The organism is Cypionkella sp. PAMC25878 (assembly GCF_058135695.1).
On the sequence record NZ_CM176871.1, the window covers coordinates 4701396 to 4720837 of the forward strand.

Consider the following 19442-nt stretch of genomic DNA (forward strand, 5'->3'; position numbering starts at 1 on the left):
TGGCATATATTTCCGATTTACACCCACAAGTAGGGATGATTTTCTGATTAGTTTAATTTAACTAGAACGAAATACCGAAACGCAGCAGGATAGCCATGACCTTCGACACCCCAATCAATCGCTTTGGAACACATTCTGTCAAATGGGATTCGATGGAGGCCTTCTACGGCGTGCCGGCCAAGGACGGCATCGCCATGTGGGTGGCGGATATGGATTTCCGTCCGCCGACCTGCGTGCAAACGGCCCTCGAAGGCATGATGGCGCATGGCGTCTACGGATATTACGGTGATGATGCCGCCTATCTTGATGCGATTCGCTGGTGGATGCAGACCCGGCACGGCTGGTCGGTGGAGCGGGATCAGATTTTCACCACGCATGGATTGGTGAATGGCACCGCGATGTGCGTCGATGCCTTTACAAAACCGGGCGACGGCGTGGTGCTGTTCACCCCGATTTATCACGCCTTCGCGCGGGTGATTAAAGGCGCGGGGCGGCAGGTGGTTGAGTGCAAGCTCGCCAATGTGAACGGGCGTTATGAAATGGATTTCGCCGCCTGGGATGCCCAGATGACCGGCAACGAGACCATGCTGATCCTGTGCTCGCCGCATAATCCGGGCGGGCGGGTTTGGACTTTGGCCGAATTGCAAGGCGTGGTGAACTTTTGTATTCGCCACAACTTGTTGTTGGTGTCGGATGAGATCCACCATGATCTTGTGATGCCGGGGCAGAAACACACGGTGATGACAGCAATACCGGGGATAAGTGAACGTTTGGTCATGATGACGGCGACCACTAAGACCTTCAACATCGCGGGCGCACATTCTGGCAACGTGATCATCGCAGACCCGAAACTGCGCGCCCGCTTTGCCGAGCGAATGAACGCGATGGGGATCTCGCCTAACTCGTTCGGGATGTTCATGGCGACGGCCGCCTACTCGCCCGAAGGTGCGGCCTGGGTGGACGAACTTTGTGCTTACCTTGACGGCAATGCCAAGATTTTCAACGAGGGTATTAACCAGATCCCCGGCCTGAATTCGATGCCGCTGGAGGCGACCTATCTGGCTTGGGTGGATTTTGCCGGCACCGGCATGGCGCAATCTGAATTCATTGATCGGGTGCAAAAGCAGGCAAAAATCGCCAGCAATCATGGCACGCCCTTCGGTGCCGGCGGTGAGTCGTTCCTGCGCTTTAACCTCGCCACCCCGCGCACGGTGGTGGTTGAGGCGGTGCAGCGGTTGCAAGCGGCCTTTGCCGATCTGCAATAACGGAATTGTCACGCAAAGGGTGCGGCGTTGCGCCGCACCAGACCTCAGGTCCTTGGCAGCAGGGCCACGGGTGCGTTTTCCTCGCGATAGTAATCCAGTGGGGCGCGATCTGACACCAAGGTCATTCTCTTGAAATCGCAGACTAAATCACCATTCTCGACCAGTGAAGCCACGATCAGGCATTGGAAAATATGCCGCGAGCCATCGTAGACATCGACCAGACCGCGCAGATGCGGGGTGAGGGCTGCATCCAAGGCGAAACCGTCATGCCAGAAGCGCGTAACCGGAAATACCGCCTCGCCGACCTGCACGCGCAGGCGCGATTTCCGGGCAAACTCACGTTTGCGGGCTGCATCCAACCCGTCCCGAATATCCTGCGGCAAGAACTCCAGCATCATCGCCTCCATCACTGCTGTTAAGATTGCCTGCGAACTGCTTAATTTTGTGACACGCTGAGAATACGATCTAGAAATGCCCCGCTTACGTTGCGAAAATGTCGCAAACGGCAGGCCGATAGGACGAAAAGAGCCCTACACGCGGGACTTCGGGGCGCAGAGATATGGAGCATCGCATGACTACTTGGACCGAATTGCAGGATGCTCTGCCGCATGTGCAGGCGGCACCGAAGACCGATGCCCCGATTCGCGGCCTTTGTCTGCGGCCTGCGCTTGGCCAGCGGACTTTTCCGGACCGGATCCGCATGACCAAAGCCCATGGCATTCCGGGCGAACGCTGGATGACGACGCCCTGGATGTGGATGGCGGATGGCAGCCCCGATCCGCGGATTCAGGTCTCGATTCTGCAAAGCCGGGTGATGGATCTGGTCTGGCAGGACCGCAACCAGCCGCATCCGGGCGATCCGATTGTGGCGGATCTGGAGATGTCAGAGGCCAATCTGCCGGTTGGGACGCTTATTCGGGCGGGCACGGCGGTGCTGCGGGTCTCGGATGTGTGGAACGATTCTTGCGCGAAGTGGAAGGTGCGCTACGGCACCGATGCCTATGATTGGGTGCGCGCCAGCCCGACCCTGCGGTTGCGCGGGATTCTGTGTTCGGTTGAGGTCGATGGCGAGGTGACTTTGAGTGATCGTTTGCAGGTGGTGCGTTAACCTTTAGTGCTACATGCCCTCATCGCGTTGGCGGGTGGCGCGCCGCCATGCGACACATTGTGCGACCATGGCGCGGGTCAGATCGGCCCAAAGTGTGAGGTTTTCTGGGGTTGCGCGGAGGGTAATCCGGGTCTCGCCTTGGTAAATATCCATCGGTGCATCGGGGTGCTGGGCGGTCCATTGCGCGATTTGCGCAGGCGTTGCGCGCAGCGGCCACGCCTGCGCAAACAGCCAATCGCGACCGCTCTGCGTGGCGGTAAATTCGGGAAACGTCGGGTCGCTGCGGGCGTAAATCACGCCGTCCACCACCTCTACCCCGGTAAAACCAGCCTCGCGCAGCAGCTGTTCCATCAGGCGACCAATGCCTCGGCACGCTTCAGATCGACCGAAACCAACTGGCTAACACCTTGTTCTGCCATGGTAACGCCAAATAGGCGGTCCATCCGCGCCATCGTCACCGCATGGTGGGTGATGATCAGGAAGCGGGTTTCGGTGCGCCGCGTCATCTCATCCAGCAAATCGCAGAACCGGGTGACGTTGGCGTCGTCCAACGGCGCGTCAACCTCATCGAGCACGCAGATCGGCGCGGGATTGGCGAGGAAGACGCCGAATATCAGGGCCAAAGCGGTCAAGGTTTGCTCGCCCCCCGACAGCAGCGACAGGGTAGCGAGTTTCTTGCCGGGCGGTTGGCACATAATCTCCAGCCCAGCCTCTAGTGGGTCGTCGGATTCAACCAGAACCAGCCGCGCTTCACCGCCATTGAACAGATGGGTGAACAAAGTCGCGAAGTTGGCGTTAACCTGTTCGAACGCGGTCAGCAGGCGTTCGCGGCCTTCACGGTTCAGGCCTGCGATGCCAGAGCGCAGTTTTTTGATCGCTTCTTCGAGGTCAATTTTTTCCTGCGCCAGCGCGTCGTATTCATCGGAAACCGATTTCGCATCTTCCTCGGCGCGCAGGTTGACCGCGCCCAAAGCCTCGCGTTGCCGCTTCAGGCGTTGCACGTCGGTATCCAAAATCTCGGCATCCGGCATCTTGTCGGGGTCGACTTTCAGCGTGTCGAGAAGCTGATCGGGGGTAGCGCCCTGTTCTTCTGCGATACGTTCGGCGGCAAGGTTAACGGTTTCACGCGCGGCTTCGGTGCGCGCCTCGGCGCGGGCGCGGGCTTCGCGGGCGTCGCCTGACAACCGCTCGCCCTCGCGTTCGGTGTCGCGGGCGCTGCGCAGGGCGGCCTCGGCACTGGACAACGCATCGGCGGCCACCGCGCGACGCACCTCTGCCTCGGTGATCGCATCGCTGAGTTCTTCACGCTTGATGGCGATTTCTTCCGGCGCGGCAGAGGCTTCTGACAGCTCCTCTTGCGTCTCGGCTTTGCGTTCGGCCAACTCCGCGATGCGCTTCGCAGCTGTGTCCAGCCGATGTTTCCAGCCTGACAGTTCCTTCACCGCTTCCTGACGCCGACGCACGCGCGCCTCGCCTTCGCGGCGCAACTCATCATGCGCCGAGCGGCGCGACATCATGGTGATGCGGGCGGCCTCCACCGCCAGCTTGGCGGCCTCGACGCTTTCGCGGGCCGAGTCGAGGTCGGGCAGATCTTCCTCAGCAGCCACCGCGGATTCCAACCGTTCGCGCGCCTCAGCGACCTCACCTTCATAGCGATCCACTGACAGGTGGGCGGCGTCTAGCTTACCGCCAGAAATGGATTTGTCGGCTTCGGCGCGGGCGGCCATGCGGTTAGCCTCGGACACCCGGGTATCGGCGGTGCGGCGGGCATCACGGGCGGTCTGGTCGGCACGGGCGAGGTCGGCGAGTCGAGTTTGCAGCAGGGCGTGGGCCTGCGATGCCCCTTCCGCACGCGCAGAAACTTCCTCCAGATCGCGTTTTAAGGCGGTCAGCCGGTTCAGCTGTTGCAGGCGCAAAGCGGCGGCGGAGGGCGCATCTTCGGCCCCGGCGCGAAAGCCATCCCAGCGCCAGAGGTCACCTTCGCGGGAAACGAGGCGCTGGCCCGGTTGCAGATCGGCTTGCAAGCGCGGGCCGTCGGCGCGGTTCACAAGGCCGATTTGCCCCATACGACGGGCGAGAACACCAGGGGCCTGCACATGGTTTGACAGCGGCGCACTGCCCACGGGCAGGCTTTGCGACGTGGCGTAATCGGGCAGAGCAACCCAGCCGGAGCGTTTATCGGCCGCCACTTCCGGTGCGCGCAGATCATCCGCCAAAGCCGCCCCGATGGCCTTTTCCAAACCCGCTTCGACCACCAGCAGATCGAGCAGTTGATGCCCTGCTTGGGCTTCGCGCTGCACCAGGCGAGTGAGGGCCGCAACTTCGGCGCGCAGAGCAGACGCCTCACCCTCGGCCTCGGAGCGCGCCGCACGGGCCTCGGCCTCGCGACCCTGCACCTCACCCCGCGCATCTTCGGCGGTAAGCAGAGCTTCCTCGGCGGCTTCAGCGGCTTCAGCGGCGGAAACCTGCGATTCCTCCGCCGCTTCAAAGGCTTCCGTGGCTGCTTCCAACGCGGCTTCTGCCGCCAGAACCGCCTCTGCCGCCCGCGCGGCCTCGTGTTCGGCCTTCTGCACCGTGGCTTTACTGTCCGCCAACATCCGCTGCACTGACTGGTGACGCGCGGCCAGACGGGCCGCGTCTTCGGTGGCCTGAGACAAAACGCCTTCGCGGTCGGTCAGAATCGCCGAAGCCTCGCGCGCCACCTCAGCGGCTTCGGTCAGCCGATCCTCATGGCCGTCATGCACGCGCAAAAGCTGCTCGATTTCCCAGTCCAGCCGCCCAATCGTCTCGCCTGCATCGCGGTTCAGGCTGGATTCGCGCTCGGCGTCGCGGTCAAGCTCGGCGATGCGGCCCCGCAGCGTTTCGATCATCGCGCGGGCGCGGGCCTCTTGGTCGCCCAACTGGTCGCGCTGCACCATAAGCCGTTGCAGGATGGCGGCGGCGATGGCTTCTTCTTCGCGCAGGGGCGGCAGCGCATCTTCGGCGGCTTCGCGCTGTTTGGCGGCCAGACGCGCGGCGGCCTCGGCTTGGGCAGCTTGGGTCAAGCGCTGGCGCAGCAGGCCATCGGCCTCGGCACGGGCGAGTTCAGCCTCACGCCAGCGACGGTACAACAGCTGGCCCTCGGCCCGGCGAAGTTCCTCGCCGATCTCGCGATAGCGCGCGGCCTGTTTGGCCTGCCGGGTCAGCTGCGACAACTGCTGCGCCATCGATTCCAGTACGTCATCGACGCGCAGAAGATTGGCTTCTGCCCCGGTCAGCTTCAGTTCCGCCTCATGCCTGCGGGCATAAAGGCCCGAGATTCCAGCGGCTTCCTCCAGAATCCGCCGCCGGGCTTTCGGCTTGGCGTTGATCAGTTCAGAAATCTGCCCCTGCCGCACCAAAGCAGGCGAGTGGGACCCAGTCGAGGCATCAGCAAACAACATCTGCACGTCGCGTGCACGCACTTCCTTGGTGTTCAGCTTATAGGCCGAGCCTGCATCGCGGGTGATCCGGCGGGTGATCTCAACCGTGTCGGCATCGTTGAAACCCGAGGGCGCAAGGCGGTCGGAATTATCCAGCACCAGCGCCACCTCGGCGAAATGCCGCGCCCCTCGGGTGGCGGCACCATTGAAGATCACATCCTCCATCCCGCCGCCGCGCATCGCCGAGGGGCGGTTTTCGCCCATCACCCAGCGCATCGCTTCCAAGAGATTGGATTTGCCACAGCCGTTCGGGCCGACCACCCCGGTCAGCCCGTCGTGGATGACCAGATCGGTCGGATCCACAAAACTTTTGAAGCCATTCAGCCGCAGCTTGGTAAAGCGCAAAGGCGTTTGTCCTGATTCCGTTGGAGGGGCAGTTTCGGGCCGGGGATGCTGCGTGTCAACTTGTGGCCGCTGGATATGGCATAGGATGGGCGCTTATCCCCAAGATATTGGTCGACGAGATCAACTCTGCGCCATTGACCCGTGCGCGGTGAGACGGAATAATTCATCGTGAAGGAGCCTGCCCATGACCCCGCCCTATTCCGGCCATTGCCTTTGCGGTGCCACGCGGTTTCGCTGCACCGCCGCGCCGTTGTGGCAAAGCCACTGTCATTGTGAAAGCTGCCGGCGGGCGTGTTCCTCGGCGTTCACCTCGTTCTTTGGTGTGGCGCATGGGGCTTGGGCATGGACGGGGGCCACGCCCGCCACCTATGCCTCATCGCCCGGCGTGTGGCGGGATTTCTGCGCGACTTGTGGCTCGCAAGTGGCCTATCGCTCGGATCGCTATCCGGGCGAGATTCATTTCTATGCCGCTTTGCTGGATGATCCGTCGCTCTATGCTGCGGAAAACCATGTGCATAGCGCCGAGATGCTGCCGTGGCTGCATCTGGCCGATGGGTTGCCGCGCAAATGACCCCCTTCCGCGCGACATCCCCCTTCGATTGGGCCGCCGTCCTGCAGCTGATCCGCGCTGAATTCGCCTATATGGAGTCGCGGATTGACCCGCCTTCGTCCATGCACCGGCTGACCGAGCCCGACATCGCCACAAAGGCCGAAAGCGGTGAGGTATGGGTGATCGGCAGCCCGCCCGCCGCCTGTATGTTCCTGACCTTGCAGGCGGAGTCGCTGTACCTTGGCAAGCTGGCGGTCAGTGCCAGCCAACGTGGCAAGGGCTTGGCGCGGGTGCTGATTGGCGTCGCCGAGGCGAGGGCGCGGGCTTGGGGGCTGGCGGCGGTGGAGTTGGAAACGCGAGTGGAACTTGTGGAGAACCACGCCATCTTTCAGGCCATGGGCTTTCAGGAAATCAACCGCACCGCCCATCCCGACTATGCGCAGCCGACCTCGATCACCTTTCGCAAACCGGTTTAGGCCAGATAGGCGCGGAAGGCCTGCACGACTTCCTGATAAACCTTACGCTTGAACGGCACGATCGATGCCACCATCTCCTCGGCACCGATCCAGCGCCATTTTGAGAATTCGGGATGGTCGGAAGCGATATTGACTTGCGCATCTGTCCCCAAAAACCGGAACAAGAACCACTTCTGCCGCTGGCCGCGAAACTTGCCGCCCCAGACTTTACCCAACAACTCGGGCGGCAGATCATAGGTCACCCAATGGTGGGTTTTGCCGACAAATTCCACCAAATCGGCGGTGACGCCGGTTTCTTCCCACAACTCACGCAACGCCGCAGCACGAGGCTTTTCGCCATCGTCAATGCCACCCTGCGGCATCTGCCAAGCGGGCACCGGGTTGTCCAACCGCTGACCCGCAAAGATCAAGCCCTCGGCGTTGATCAACACAACGCCAACGCAGGGGCGATACGGCAGGCTTTCAGGATCGACGGTCATATGCGCCTCAAATAAAAACTGCCGCGCCACAAAATCGGGGCGCGGCAGTTGGTTAGCTTTGCACTTACGGCTTGGTCGCCACAGCGTTCAATCCGCGCAGAATATCCACCGCATAGGCCAGTTGATAATCCTCATCGCGCAGCTTGGCGGCTTCTTCGGTACGCGCCCGCTCGTCTTCCAACAGTTTTTTCTCATCGTCGGTCATCGAATCATTGGTGATCGCCCCGCGCAAACTGGCTTCGGTGCGCTGTTTGGTTTGATCCTCCGCCGCTTTCGCCTCGGTGCCTTCTGCCGCTGGATCAACGACAGGTTGGTTCACCACGATGTCTGGCATCACGCCCAACGATTGGATCGAGCGCCCCGATGGCGTGTAATACCGCGCCGTGGTCAGCCGCATCGCGCCCTCACCCTTCAGCGGGATCAGGGTTTGCACAGACCCCTTACCAAAGCTTTTCGTCCCCACCACAATCGCGCGGCGGTGATCCTGCAACGCGCCCGCAACGATTTCCGAAGCCGAAGCCGAGCCGCCATTGATCAGCACCACAATCGGTTTGCCATCAGCCAGATCGCCCGGCGTCGCATTCTCGCGTGAGCTGTCTTGCGCATTGCGGCCACGGGTCGAGACGATCTCACCTTCATTCAGGAACGCATCCGAGGTCAGGATCGCTTGTTTCAGCAAGCCGCCGGGGTTGTTGCGCAGATCAATCACGAAGCCTTTCAGCTTGTCCGCGCCGCCCGCTTCTTCGGTCAGCTTCTTGATGCCGTCCTGAATCCCCGGATAGGTTTGATCGTTGAACGACGACACCCGCAGCACGCCGATATTGCCGACCAACCGCGCTTTCACCGCTGCGACTTTGATGGTGTCGCGGATGATGGAGACATCGAACGGCTCTTTCACGCCTTCACGCACCACGGTGATCACGATTTCTGACCCAATCGGGCCGCGCATCTTATCGACCGCCTCATCCAGCGTCAGGCCCTGCACCGCTTCGCCATCGACCGTGGTGATGAAATCACCCGGCTTGATGCCCGCTTTATCGGCAGGCGTGCCATCCATCGGCGACACGACCTTGATATAGCCTTCTTCCATCGTCACTTCGATGCCCAAGCCGCCGAACTCGCCCCGCGTTTGGGTATTCATATCGTCAAACGCCTTGGCATCCATATAGCTGGAATGCGGGTCCAGCGAGGTCAGCATGCCGTTGATCGCCGCCTCGACCAGCTTTTTGCTGTCGACATCCTCAACATATTGCGCGCGGATGCGTTCAAACACATCGCCGAACAGATCAAGCTGTTCGTAGACCGAGGCGTTTTTCGTAGCATCCTGCGCGATCAACGGGCCAGCCACCTGCGTTGTTATAACGCCGCCAGCAATCGAGCCGCACAGTGCCGCGATAATCATCTTCTTCATCGGCTCGTCCTATTCCTCTGCTTTGGCGGTTGCCGCGAACCACTGCATTGGGTCCACTGGTTTCGCACCTTGCCTCAACTCTATGTAAAGCGTTTCCGTCTCACGTCCGCCACTGCCTTCTTTCGCAGGCGCGAGAAGATCACCACTTCCCGCCGCCGCTCCGCCCATCAGGCCCAGCGCAGCACCTTTTGCGATCACTTCGCCCACTTCGCCATACACCTGATCAAGCCCGCCCAATACCATAAGATAGCCGCCGCCGGGTTCAATGATCATCACGTTTCCGTAGTCGAGCAGCGGACCGCGGTAGCGGATGGTCGCCGCCCAAGGGCTGGTGACTAGGGCTGCGGGTCTTGTAGCGAGGGTCATACCGGGGCGGGTCACGCCGCGCACATCGGTTTCATTGGGTTTCAAAAGCAAAGTGCCCAGCGCGGGTAGATCGAGTTTGTCCTGCTGATCGGCAAAGCTGGCATTGCCGGTATCATCCAGCGCCAGCCCCGCCGCGAAAGCCTCCAACGTATCCGCCGATTCCAGCAGGCCCAGCAGCACATTGGGGTCTTCGGTGAAACGCTTGGGCAATTTGGTGCGGTCTGACATGGCTTGGCTCAGGTCTGATCGCGCCACCTGTGCCGCAGCCAGCCCCTGCCCCAAGGTTTCCCCCGCCGCCTTCTGCAAGCGGCGCAGATCGGAGAGTTCTTGTAATTGCCCTTTCAGACCATTGACCTCTGCCTGCAACGCCGGGGTGACATCGGCCAGCATCATGCCAGAGCGCACCGTGCCCAGCGGCCCAGTCGGGTGCAGCAACAGCAGCGGCCCCGGTTCGGCATCAATGCGGGAAAGCACCCCCAAAAGCTGCGCAATCCGGTCGCGTTTGGTCTGAAATTGCAGCGTTAACGCGGTTTCGCGCAGTTCCGCCTGCCGTAAAGCTTCGCGCAGGGCTGCCAGCCCCTCCTCATAAGCCTTGATGGTTTGGGTCAGCGCCGCAACCCGATCCTTCGCGCCTTCTGCCGCTTGCAACGCCGCCACCGCTTGCTGCAGCTCTGCACTCGCCTCAGCCGCATCCTCGGCCACGCCGCCCGCTGCCGCCGAGGCGGTCAGCATCACCAGCAGGGCAGCGATCCGGATCATGCCAGCATAAGGCTCCGCCCGGTCATCTCAGGCGGCTGCGGCAGTTCCATCAGCGCCAGAATCGTCGGGGCCAGATCGCCCAACCGTCCGCCATCACGCAACACCGCCCCCGCAGGGCCGCCAACCAGCACAACCGGCACCGGATTGACGGTGTGCGAGGTGTGCGGGCCGCCCGTCACCGGATCAACCATCATCTCGCAGTTGCCATGATCGGCGGTGACGATCATGGCCCCACCCTTGGCTTCAAGCGCCGCCAAAGCGCGACCCAGCCCAATATCCACCGCCTCGCAAGCCTTGATGGCTGCCGTCAAACTGCCGGTATGCCCGACCATATCCGGGTTGGCGAAGTTGACCACGATCAGATCATAGCCCTTCTCAATCGCCATCACGAGGTTATCGGACACCTCAACCGAGGACATTTCCGGCTGCAAATCATAGGTTGCCACCTTCGGCGATTTCGGCATCGCGCGGTCTTCGCCCTCAAACGGTACCTCGCGACCACCGTTCAAAAAGAACGTGACATGCGGGTATTTCTCGGTCTCAGCCAAGCGGAACTGCGTCAACCCCTGCTTGGCCACCCATTCCCCCAAGGTATTGGAGATGCTGCGCTTCGGATAGGCCGTTGCCATATAAGCGTTATGATCCTCGGAATATTCCACCATCCCCAGCATCGCCGCCCATTCCGGGCGGTCCCCTGTGGCAAAGCCAGCAAACCCCGGAGCCGCCAGCGCGCCCAAAATCTCACGCGAGCGGTCCGAGCGGAAATTGAGGCAAAACACCCCATCGCCATCAATCGCGCCTTCGTAGCCGTCGATCACCGTCGGTGCGATGAATTCGTCCATCTCGCCTTTGGCATAAGACTGCGCCACCGCCTGCGCCGGGGTCTCGGCATGTTCGCCATTGGCCATCACCATCGCATCGTAAGCGCGCTGCACCCGCTCCCAGCGGTTATCGCGGTCCATAGCCCAATAGCGCCCGATCACCGTGGCAACCTTGGCGCCCGCTGGCAGTTGCACCATCAGCATGTCGATGAATTCCGCAGCCGACGAAGGCGACACATCGCGGCCATCGGTGATCGCATGCAGCGCGACAGGCACGCCCAAAGCCGTGATCGTGCGGCAGGCCGCAATCACATGGGTGATGTGGCCATGCACGCCGCCATCCGACACCATCCCGATCAGATGCGCTGTCCCCCCGCTTGCCTTCAGCTTGGCAACAAACTCCAACAGCGAAGGATTGGTGGCAAACGTGCCATCCTCCACCGCCAGATCAATCGCGCCCAGATCCATCGCCACCACCCGCCCCGCGCCGATGTTGGTGTGCCCGACCTCAGAATTGCCCATCTGCCCGGTCGGCAGGCCCACATCCGGGCCATAGGTGATCAGCGTGGAATGCGGGCAGGTCGCCCAAATCCGGTTGAAATTTGGCACATTGGCCTGCGCAGGCGCGCTAGAGGTCGGATCAGCATTGATCCCCCAGCCATCCAGAACGCACAGAACAACGGGTTTGCGGGACATGAAGCGGCCTTTCCAATGCGTCAGATGCTTCTAACGCTGCGCGAGGCGCAGAGCAACGGTCGCGCAGGGTTTGAGGCTATAGCAGATCGCCCACGACGGGAATTGTGGCCCCTTCGGTAAGGCGCCCTGTGATATTGATCGTCTCGTTGCACAGGAAATTGGCATCGGTTTCATAGATATGCCGGACGCCAGCGAGGATCGGGTCGCGGGTTGAAGGCCGCAACGCGCAATAGGCAGATCCCTGGCGTTCCCAGCGAAAAGAAATCCAACACTGCTGGTCGCCTCTTAATAGCACATTTAGTAGCAAGATAGCCGTGCAGCCTTCAAAGCCAGAGGCCGATGGAACATGTGCCGTAAGTTTTACGACTTCTTCGGGAAACCAGACCTGATCTTCCGAGAGTATCCCATCGCGCTTGCCAATCAAATCCATCAGCGCTGCGAAATGCGCAGCCGCATCCTCGCCCCGATCAGCTTGTGCCACGGCCTGCAATTCATCCCGTCGCATAGAGCGCGCTATCCGCAGCAGCGGCTCGGCAATTTCGGCAGGTTGTCGCGTCTGACATTCTGTGTCGGTTGGCGGTGTGTCTAAGGGGATAACTCCCAAATCGACCGCCCGTCGCAGACCATTCGCCACCGCCGCCCGCAAAGTCGCGGGCCAGTCGCGCAGGCGTTTGCAGGCTTCGCCCCAAGCCTCAGTGAGCAAGTCCGACGCCTGCCGCCGCTGCAACACATCCGCCAGCAGAACAACCACGGCCAGATCAAACCCCTCGGCTTGGCTGATCGCAATCGCCTCAAGCCCGTCCAGCAAAGCCAAAGTCTCATCGCGCTGAAACCGGAAGCCATCATCCCGCAGCCGTGCAAATGCCTCACCCGTCTCGCGCAGACCCAAACCCGACGCCTCGGCCACCGCCACCAAATGCTGCGCCAGCAAAGGTTTCACATGATGCACAAGATCGCTGACCGCCTGCATGGTGCGAAAACTGTCGCTCATCCCCGCCCCCTATGCCCGATGATACGGCCCGCCGCCGAGAATCGTTGCAGCCCGATACAACTGCTCTGCCAGCATAACCCGCACCAGCATATGCGGCCAAACCATCCGCCCAAAGCTAAGGGAAAACCCCGCCTTCGCGCGCAGGCTGGGATCAATCCCATCAGCGCCGCCGATCACAAAGGCCACATCCTGCCGCCCGCCATCACGCCAGCCTGCGAGCATTTCGGCAAACTCCGGCGACGACAAAACCCGTCCCCGCTCATCAAGCGTCACAATCAGCGCACCGCTCGGAATAGCGCGCTCCAGCAAAACCGCCTCTGCCGCCATGCCAAGGTTCTTCTTATCCTCAACCTCAAACTCCGCCACCGGGCCAAGCCCCAAGGGCCGCCCGGTGCGGTCCAGCCGCGTGTAATAATCATCCACCAGATCGCGCTCAGGCCCAGCCCTCAGCCGCCCCACAGCACAAACATGCAGCCGCAAGGCTTATGCCCCGCGATGCGCGCTTCCCGGAAGCCACATCTTTTCAAGATCATAGAACTCGCGCACTTCGGGGCGGAAGACATGGACGATCACATCGCCCGCATCAATCAGCACCCAATCGCCGGTTTCCTTGCCTTCCATCTTGGCCGACAGGTGGAACTGCTCTTTCAAGCGATCCGCCAGCTTTTCAGAAATCGACGCCACTTGCCGCGACGAGCGACCCGAGCAGATCACCATGTAATCGGCCACATCCGAGCGGCCGCGCAGATCAATCTGCACGATGTCTTCGGCTTTATCGTCATCGACCGAGGCCAGCACGGATGCCAGCAGATCTTCGGCGGTGTAATCATCAGAGGCGCGGGTGGCGCGCGGGCCAACCGGAAGGCCGGTGGCAGGATCAGAATGCGACAGGACAACGTCCTCCAAATAGCGCGCCGATGCGGCCCCGGCACAGGGCTAATGCCAACCTATCATTGCAGGGCAACAATCTCAACGGCAGGCGAAGGCGCGCGTCTATCCTGCCAAACGACGTTTCGCAAGGGCTTGGCTTGGCCTTAGGGCAGCAGAGCTGACCAAAAAACAAGCAGTAAGCCATGCGCATAACGCATGACGGCAATACTTCTCGCATACCTACACATCCATGCTGCGATGCAGCATATTACCGTCAGGGAGGGAACAACGGAGTAAACACCATGAATAAGTTCCTTAAACTGCTGCCGCGTCGCAAAACCCGCCATGAGGCAGAACTTGAATACCTAAACGACGCTGTCAGCATCTATGATCTGGAATGCCGTGAGCGCGAGATCGAACGCGGCCGTTTCGCGCAGTTCTGATCGCCCCATTCTGACCGACGCTACCGACGATTAGCTAAATCTGCATCGGGGGCGCACCCGCCCCCGGATGCCCGAGCCCGCCGCTCGACCCCGGCGACACTCCTTTACGTGTCTCTGCCTCGACCCTTGCTTGCAAGGCGCGATGGGCGTATATGCCCCACATGATCCGGTTTTTTGACATCGCTGACCATGACCGCCTGCCGTGGCGGTTTTACGGGGCCACCCGCGCCATTCTTGCGCACGTCTGATCGGTTTTGAGGGGCACGCGCCCCCGCCTCACGCATTCCCCCTTTCCAAACCCGAGGATGAGCCAGCCATGACCGCTCGCACGCTCTACGACAAAATCTGGGACGATCACGTCGTCCATCAGGCCGATGACGGCACCTGTCTGCTGTATATCGACCGCCATCTGGTGCATGAAGTCACCTCGCCGCAAGCCTTTGAGGGCCTGCGGATGACGGGCCGCCGCGTGCGCGCGCCGGAAAAAACCATCGCCGTGCCGGACCATAACGTGCCCACCACTTTGGACCGCGCCAATGCCGCGACGATGACCGAAGACAGCCGGATTCAGGTGCAAGCTTTGGACCAGAATGCCAAGGATTTCGGCATTCACTACTACCCGGTGTCAGACGTGCGCCAAGGCATCGTGCATATCGTCGGACCGGAGCAGGGTTGGACGCTGCCCGGCATGACCGTGGTCTGTGGCGATTCGCACACCGCCACCCATGGCGCGTTCGGCTCGTTGGCGCATGGCATCGGCACTTCGGAAGTCGAGCACGTGCTGGCGACGCAAACGCTGATCCAGCGCAAGGCCAAGAACTTCAAGGTCGAAATCACCGGATCCCTGCGCCCCGGCGTCACCGCCAAAGACATCACCATGGCGGTGATCGGGGAAACTGGCACCGCAGGCGGTACCGGCTATGTCATTGAATACTGTGGCCAAGCCATCCGCGAGCTGTCAATGGAAGGCCGCATGACGGTCTGTAACATGGCGATTGAGGGCGGCGCGCGCGCTGGCCTGATCGCGCCGGATGAGAAAACCTACGCCTATTGCATGGGCCGCCCGCACGCACCGAAAGGTGCCGCGTGGGAGGCGGCTTTGGCCTATTGGAAGACGCTTTTCACCGACGAAGGCGCGTTTTTCGACAAGGTGGTGACGATCAAGGCCGAAGATATTGCGCCCTTGGTGACTTGGGGCACCTCGCCCGAAGACGTGCTGCCGATCACCGCCGTTGTGCCCTCGCCCAGCGATTTCACCGGCGGCAAGGTCGAAGCAGTGCAGCGCGCTTTGGACTATATGGGCCTCGTCCCCGGTCAAAAGCTGTCGGACATCAAGATCGACACCGTGTTCATCGGCTCTTGCACCAATGGCCGCATTGAAGACTTGCGGGCCGCGGCCGCCATCCTGAAGGGTAAGAAGAAGAAAGACGGCATCCGCGCGATGGTCGTTCCGGGTTCGGGCCTTGTGCGGGCCCAGGCAGAGGCCGAAGGTCTGGCACAGATTTTCATCGACGCGGGCTTTGAATGGCGTCTGGCGGGCTGCTCAATGTGCCTCGCGATGAACCCCGACCAACTGGCTCCGGGTGAGCGTTGCGCTGCCACCTCGAACCGCAATTTTGAGGGCCGTCAGGGCCGCGGAGGCCGCACCCACCTGCTCTCCCCCGGCATGGCCGCCGCCGCCGCAATCACCGGTCATCTGACCGATGTGCGCGAGCTGATGGCAGAGACGGTTTAAGGAGCTGTAAAGATGGATAAATTCACCACCCTCACCGGGATTGCGGCACCAATGCCCTTGGTCAATATCGACACCGATATGATCATCCCCAAGCAGTTCCTGAAAACCATCAAGCGCTCGGGGCTTGGGGTCAATCTGTTCGACGAGATGCGCTATAATCTCGACGGCAGCGAGATCGCCGATTTCGTGCTGAACCAGCCCGCCTATCGTAAGGCCGAGATCATCGTGGCGGGCGATAACTTCGGTTGCGGCTCGTCGCGCGAACATGCGCCTTGGGCTTTGCTGGATTTCGGCATCCGCTGCGTCATCGCCACCTCTTTCGCCGATATCTTCTACAACAACTGCTTCAAGAACGGCATCCTGCCGATCGTGATGCCGCAAGAGGTTGTCGACATCCTGATGGCCGATGCCAAAAAGGGCGCCAATGCGCGGCAGACCATTGACCTGATCGGTCAGACCGTCACCACCTCAGACGGTCAGGTGTTCCCGTTTGAAGTCGACGGTCACCGCAAGCACTGTCTGATCAATGGATTGGACGATATTGGCCTGACGCTGGAAAAAGCCTCCGCCATTGATTCTTTTGAGAAAAAGAACGCCGCCCTGCATCCTTGGGCCTAAGCAAACCAAAACCACTACATCTAGGGCCACCCTGCAGGGTGGCCTTTTTCTTACCGCCAGTTTGATTCAATCCTGCAACACCTTGAACACGGAATTGCCACAGTGCTTACCGATCATTAACCCAGCTGTTGCCGATCGTGGGGAAAGAAGGCAAGAATTGGGCAATATTGAGGCAACCCGCCTTAAAGTGCGGGAAATCTTCGGGACCCTTGGCTGGCAAAACTCCAGACAAGACCGATTGAAGGGTGGCAGGGCAGTGGTTTCGCGGCTAACAGGCGCGATCGTTCGCATGATTTTGGTGATGGTGCTGGTCGCCACGCCTTCCGTGCTTTTGGTCGACGTGACAGCAGATGCCAAACAGATGGTCGCCCTTGTGGCGCTGTTCATTGGCCTTTTGACCTTTGTTGAATACAACGCCACCTATCCCAGCCTCGTCGAGTTTCGTGACGCACCGCCGTTCAACCGGGTGCGATACCTGATGCTGCTGGCCACCGTCGTGTCGCTGTCGATGATCGCGCGCGGCCGGATCATGCCCTCAACCTTGACCGATTTCACCGATGCGGTCGGCACGTTGATCGGGATTTCGATGGATTTCCCCTATAGCCCGGTGCGGCTGGCCACCTTGATGGTCGCAAATGATGCCACGCTCGAGCAGATCGCCGCCGTGCGGACGGCTGCGGGGATGGCTTACCTGATCTCTTTGATTTCCTTATCGGTTTATGTTGTGATCCTGAAAGCGGGCCGCTGGCCGTCACGCAGCCGTGCGTTCAACGTCTGGGTCAATCTGCCCACCTTTGACCCCACCGCCGGGGCAGATGTGGTCACCCGCCTCACCCGTGACGCGCGCATTAACATTGCGTTAGGGTTTTTACTGCCATTCTTAACGCCAGCCGTGGTGAAGATTGCGTCGACGGGATTCGAGCCCCTGACGCTGACCTCGCCACAAACCTTGATCTGGACGATGACGGCATGGGCCTTTCTACCCGCCAGCCTGTTCATGCGCGGCATTGCGATGGGTCGCATCGCCGACATGATCACCGAAACCCGCGCGGCGAACAGCTTGGGCGGCGATGGCAAGCGCTATGTGCCAGCCTGATTTGGCTTCAGATCTGGCTGTGCGCTTGGCCTGCTTTGGCCGATCTGCGGATCGCCACCTATAACATCGACCTTTGGGCCAAAGGCCCCGGTCTGGCGCTGCAATCCCTGCAACGCGGCGACAGTCCCGCACAACTCGCCGCCATTCAGGTGATCGCAAAGCTTGACGCCGATGTGCTGCTGCTGACCGGCATCGACTATGATCTGCACGGCGACACGCTTGCCGCACTGGAAAAACGTCTGGCCGAAGCAGGCACGCCCTACCCTTATCGCCTTCCCCTACGCCCGAATACCGGAGTGCCAACCGGCCTTGATCTCGATGGCAACGGCATATTGGGAGAGCCGCGCGACGCGATGGCCTATGGCCGCTGGGCGGGCGAAGGCGGTATGGCGATACTGTCACGCCTGCCGATCGACAGAGAAAATATGCGTGATTTCAGTGACTTTCTCTGGGCTGATCTGCCCGGGACCCTGATGCCCCCTGACACGCCGCCCGGCCAACTTCTCTCCACCACCGGTGCCTATGAGGTGCCGGTCACCCTGCCCGATGGCAAAACCCTGCGCCTTTTGGCCTATTACGCCAGCCCGCCGATTTTCGATGGCCCAGAAGACCGCAATGGTCGGCGCAACCATGATGAAACTGCGTTCTGGCTGCGGCTTTTGGCGGGCGATCTGCCGTTCAAACCGCCCGAAGCACCCTTTGTGATCTTGGGTCAAAGCAACCTTGACCCCGCCGATGGCGCGGGCCGCAAGCAGGCGATCACGGCACTGTTGCACCACCCTGCCCTGCAAGACCCTCAGCCGCGCAGCGACTCATCCCGGCATGATCCCGGCCAAACCGGCGATCCGGCCCTCGATACAGCGCTTTATCCAGTAATCGGCGGCCTCCGGGTTGAGATTATTCTGCCCTCAAAAGGCCTGCACGTCCAAACGGCAGGGGTCGAATGGCCCGCCGACAGCGACCCCGCTGCTGCAAGTCTGACAACCGCCTCACGCCATCACCCGCTCTGGGTCGATCTGGCGCCCTAAGCCCGCCCAGCGCAGTTGCGCCGCCGCCACCTCGGCCAATCCGGCGGTCTGAAATTGCGGCAACACGGCTTGCATAGTCGCCCCATCCAAGCGATGCGGCAGCTCATAGAGATAGCGCATCTCGCGCATTTCCCGCGCCAACTCCCAGAATGGTGCTGCCAAACCCAGCAGCCACCACGGAAATTTCGCGATCCGAAACACCCGCCCGCTCTGCTGCTGAAAGCTGTCCGCCAACTCCTGCATGGTAAACGTCAGCCCCGCAAACGGAATATCGGCATAGCGCGGCAAAGTGCTGCGGACCTCAGCCAAAGCCACCGCCGCCCGCGCCATATCCGGCAGATAGGCATAGGCGCGCAGCACATCCGCCCCGCCAAACGCCATGATCTTGCCCTTGGCCAGCCCACGCAACGCCATCCCCATGCCCTGCGTCTTGCCCGCCGCGTCGATAAAATCGCCGCCGCGCAGCAAGATCACTGGCAGACATGAGGCGCGATAGTCAGCCTCCATCTGCACCCGCACCGCCCCCTTGCGGGTGTTGGGCTTTTGCGGTGTCGATGGCCCCCAAGGCCGTGGCTGGCTGCCGTAATTATACACACTCGCGGGCACGATCAGCGTTGCCCCGCTGGCCCGCGCCGCCGCAATCGCCTGCGCGGTAATCGCCGGAACCAAACGCTGCCAGTCGTGATACATCGGCGGGTTCATCGCGTTGACGATCACATCCGCCCCCTGTGCCGCCGCCGTCATATCGGTGCCGCGCTGATAAAGCCGCACCTCCCAGCCCGCCGCCGCAAAAGCCTGCGCCGCATGCGAGCCAAACAGCCCCGACGCCCCTGCCACCAAAACCACTGCCATGATCCGTCTCCTATGTTGCAGGATGAAATTAGCCGCCATGACCCATTCACAACATTGGCACCAAACGCAGAT

General features: G+C 61.2%; 20 protein-coding genes. 9 read left to right on the top strand and 11 right to left on the bottom strand.

The features are described from left to right. The first annotated feature begins 95 nt into the window (after positions 1-95). Entirely contained in the window at positions 96-1265 is a 1170-nt protein-coding gene (locus tag ACS5RD_RS23535; RefSeq protein ID WP_489929356.1) for a MalY/PatB family protein, read from the top strand. A gap of 44 nt (positions 1266-1309) precedes the next feature. Here the strand turns inward: ACS5RD_RS23535 and ACS5RD_RS23540 are convergent, their stop codons facing one another. After that, positions 1310-1660: a hypothetical protein gene (locus tag ACS5RD_RS23540; protein ID WP_489929357.1), complete on the bottom strand. Its 351-nt coding sequence runs from the start codon at positions 1658-1660 to the stop codon at positions 1310-1312. A 176-nt stretch (positions 1661-1836) separates the two neighbouring features. Between ACS5RD_RS23540 and ACS5RD_RS23545 the strand changes: the two genes are divergently transcribed. Next, positions 1837-2373, top strand: a complete 537-nt coding sequence (locus tag ACS5RD_RS23545; RefSeq protein ID WP_489929358.1) for a hypothetical protein — start codon at positions 1837-1839, stop codon at positions 2371-2373. Between the two features lie 9 nt (positions 2374-2382). On the opposite strand, the gene ACS5RD_RS23550 is transcribed toward ACS5RD_RS23545, so the two are convergent. Together ACS5RD_RS23550 and smc are read right to left on the bottom strand one after the other, a co-directional pair. After that, complete coding sequence (locus ACS5RD_RS23550; RefSeq protein WP_054008155.1) at positions 2383-2724, bottom strand: hypothetical protein; 342 nt, start codon at positions 2722-2724, stop codon at positions 2383-2385. After that, positions 2724-6179 (bottom strand): chromosome segregation protein SMC, encoded by a 3456-nt coding sequence (gene smc, locus ACS5RD_RS23555; RefSeq protein WP_489929359.1) that lies wholly within the window; start codon positions 6177-6179, stop codon positions 2724-2726. The genes ACS5RD_RS23550 and smc overlap by 1 nt, the downstream gene beginning before the upstream one ends. 184 nt (positions 6180-6363) lie before the next feature. Between smc and ACS5RD_RS23560 the strand changes: the two genes are divergently transcribed. Together ACS5RD_RS23560 and ACS5RD_RS23565 are read left to right on the top strand one after the other, a co-directional pair. Next, complete coding sequence (locus ACS5RD_RS23560; protein ID WP_489929360.1) at positions 6364-6750, top strand: GFA family protein; 387 nt, start codon at positions 6364-6366, stop codon at positions 6748-6750. After that, positions 6747-7205 (top strand): GNAT family N-acetyltransferase, encoded by a 459-nt coding sequence (locus tag ACS5RD_RS23565; protein WP_489929361.1) that lies wholly within the window; start codon positions 6747-6749, stop codon positions 7203-7205. The genes ACS5RD_RS23560 and ACS5RD_RS23565 overlap by 4 nt, the downstream gene beginning before the upstream one ends. Here ACS5RD_RS23565 and ACS5RD_RS23570 read toward each other — a convergent pair. From ACS5RD_RS23570 to rsfS, 7 genes are all read right to left on the bottom strand, one after another. Continuing rightward, entirely contained in the window at positions 7202-7684 is a 483-nt protein-coding gene (locus tag ACS5RD_RS23570; protein ID WP_054008159.1) for an RNA pyrophosphohydrolase, read from the bottom strand. The two genes, ACS5RD_RS23565 and ACS5RD_RS23570, sit on opposite strands and share 4 nt — an antisense overlap. 64 nt (positions 7685-7748) lie before the next feature. Next, positions 7749-9095, bottom strand: a complete 1347-nt coding sequence (locus ACS5RD_RS23575) for a S41 family peptidase (protein ID WP_054008160.1) — start codon at positions 9093-9095, stop codon at positions 7749-7751. A 9-nt stretch (positions 9096-9104) separates the two neighbouring features. Then, on the bottom strand, positions 9105-10220 hold the full coding sequence (locus ACS5RD_RS23580) for a murein hydrolase activator EnvC family protein (RefSeq protein WP_489929362.1): 1116 nt from the start codon (positions 10218-10220) through the stop codon (positions 9105-9107). Continuing rightward, positions 10217-11737 (bottom strand): 2,3-bisphosphoglycerate-independent phosphoglycerate mutase, encoded by a 1521-nt coding sequence (gpmI, locus tag ACS5RD_RS23585; protein ID WP_489929363.1) that lies wholly within the window; start codon positions 11735-11737, stop codon positions 10217-10219. The genes ACS5RD_RS23580 and gpmI overlap by 4 nt, the downstream gene beginning before the upstream one ends. 76 nt (positions 11738-11813) lie before the next feature. Further along, on the bottom strand, positions 11814-12728 hold the full coding sequence (locus ACS5RD_RS23590) for a hypothetical protein (protein ID WP_489929364.1): 915 nt from the start codon (positions 12726-12728) through the stop codon (positions 11814-11816). Between the two features lie 9 nt (positions 12729-12737). Further along, positions 12738-13208 (bottom strand): 23S rRNA (pseudouridine(1915)-N(3))-methyltransferase RlmH, encoded by a 471-nt coding sequence (gene rlmH, locus ACS5RD_RS23595; protein ID WP_489929365.1) that lies wholly within the window; start codon positions 13206-13208, stop codon positions 12738-12740. Between the two features lie 3 nt (positions 13209-13211). Then, positions 13212-13634, bottom strand: a complete 423-nt coding sequence (rsfS, locus tag ACS5RD_RS23600; protein WP_082351763.1) for a ribosome silencing factor — start codon at positions 13632-13634, stop codon at positions 13212-13214. Between the two features lie 266 nt (positions 13635-13900). Between rsfS and ACS5RD_RS23605 the strand changes: the two genes are divergently transcribed. The 5 genes from ACS5RD_RS23605 (at position 13901) to ACS5RD_RS23625 (ending at position 18518) form a co-directional block, all read left to right on the top strand. Next, positions 13901-14041: a DUF3563 domain-containing protein gene (locus tag ACS5RD_RS23605; RefSeq protein WP_156317704.1), complete on the top strand. Its 141-nt coding sequence runs from the start codon at positions 13901-13903 to the stop codon at positions 14039-14041. Between the two features lie 316 nt (positions 14042-14357). After that, a complete protein-coding gene (leuC, locus tag ACS5RD_RS23610; RefSeq protein ID WP_489929366.1) occupies positions 14358-15776 on the top strand; it encodes a 3-isopropylmalate dehydratase large subunit in 1419 nt (472 codons plus the stop codon). Positions 15777-15788: 12 nt separating this feature from the next. Next, a complete protein-coding gene (gene leuD / locus ACS5RD_RS23615; RefSeq protein ID WP_489929367.1) occupies positions 15789-16394 on the top strand; it encodes a 3-isopropylmalate dehydratase small subunit in 606 nt (201 codons plus the stop codon). A 289-nt stretch (positions 16395-16683) separates the two neighbouring features. Further along, on the top strand, positions 16684-17490 hold the full coding sequence (locus ACS5RD_RS23620) for a hypothetical protein (protein ID WP_489929368.1): 807 nt from the start codon (positions 16684-16686) through the stop codon (positions 17488-17490). 65 nt (positions 17491-17555) lie between these two features. Beyond that, entirely contained in the window at positions 17556-18518 is a 963-nt protein-coding gene (locus tag ACS5RD_RS23625; RefSeq protein ID WP_489931424.1) for an endonuclease/exonuclease/phosphatase family protein, read from the top strand. On the opposite strand, the gene ACS5RD_RS23630 is transcribed toward ACS5RD_RS23625, so the two are convergent. Further along, positions 18480-19370 (bottom strand): Rossmann-fold NAD(P)-binding domain-containing protein, encoded by an 891-nt coding sequence (locus tag ACS5RD_RS23630; RefSeq protein WP_489929369.1) that lies wholly within the window; start codon positions 19368-19370, stop codon positions 18480-18482. The two genes, ACS5RD_RS23625 and ACS5RD_RS23630, sit on opposite strands and share 39 nt — an antisense overlap. Positions 19371-19442: the final 72 nt, after the last annotated feature.